At 48.4% G+C, this 1,319-nt stretch carries 1 rRNA gene; it reads left to right on the top strand.

The window, feature by feature from the left end:
* Nucleotides 1-124: 124 nt before the first annotated feature.
* Nucleotides 125-1,319, top strand: a 23S ribosomal RNA gene (locus DM444_RS00210); the annotation flags it as partial.

Here is a 1,319-nt window from a genome sequence, read left to right on the forward strand (position 1 = left end):
AAAGTTCATTGACATATTGAGATAAGAAAATAATAAGAAAGTAGAAAGCGTTTTTTATTGAGCATCAGTGCAAAATATAAAAAACAAACAAAAACGGTCTTGTCTTAAATGGCAAGATTGGTGCAATAAGCAAAATAAGGGCGCATGGGGGATGCCTAGGCTCTCAGAGGCGATGAAGGACGTGATAAGCTGCGAAAAGCTGCGGGGACGGGCACACACCGATCGATCCGCAGGTATCCGAATGGGGCAACCCGCTATATTGAAGATATAGCACACCGATAGGTGGGCAAACCCGCTGAACTGAAACATCTAAGTAGGCGGAGGAGAAGAAAACAAAAGTGATTCCGTAAGTAGTGGCGAGCGAACGCGGATTAGCCCAAACCAGTATTGTTACGGCATTGCTGGGGTTGTAGGACCGCGATATTTCATGCACAAGGAACCGGAAGCTTCTGGAAAGGAGCGCCACAGAGGGTGACAGCCCCGTATGGGCAACAAGTGTAATGGATAGCGGTATCCTGAGTAGGGCGGGGCACGTGAAACCCTGTCTGAATTTGGCGGGACCATCCGCTAAGGCTAAATACTCCTGAGAGACCGATAGTGAACCAGTACCGTGAGGGAAAGGTGAAAAGAACCGTGAATAACGGAGTGAAATAGATCCTGAAACCATGCGCCTACAAGCGGTCGGAGCCCTTTCGTGGGGTGACGGCGTGCCTTTTGCATAATGAGCCTACGAGTTAACGCTGCTGGCAAGGATAAGTGGTTAAGCCATGGATCCGCAGCGAAAGCGAGTCTGAATAGGGCGCTTTAGTCAGTAGTGTTAGACGCGAAACCGTGTGATCTACCCATGGGCAGGTTGAAGCTGTGGTAACACACAGTGGAGGACCGAACCGGTTGACGTTGAAAAGTCTTCGGATGACCTGTGGGTAGGGGTGAAAGGCCAATCAAACTCGGAAATAGCTCGTACTCCCCGAAATGCATTTAGGTGCAGCGTTATTTTAGTTATATAGAGGTAGAGCTACTGATTGGATGCGGGGGCTTCACCGCCTACCAATTCCTGACAAACTCCGAATGCTATATAATGATTGATAACAGTGAGGGCTTGGGTGCTAAGGTCCAAGTCCGAGAGGGAAAGAACCCAGACCATCAGCTAAGGTCCCCAAATATATGCTAAGTTGAAAGAACGAGGTTTGTCTGCCCAGACAGCTAGGATGTTGGCTTGGAAGCAGCCATTCATTTAAAGAGTGCGTAACAGCTCACTAGTCGAGCGGACGAGCATGGATAATAATCGGGCATAAGCATATTACCGAAGCTATGGATTT

Origin of the sequence: Flavobacterium ginsenosidimutans, from assembly GCF_003254625.1 — a bacterium.
In the GTDB taxonomy this organism is placed as follows: Bacteria; Bacteroidota; Bacteroidia; order Flavobacteriales; family Flavobacteriaceae; genus Flavobacterium; species Flavobacterium ginsenosidimutans.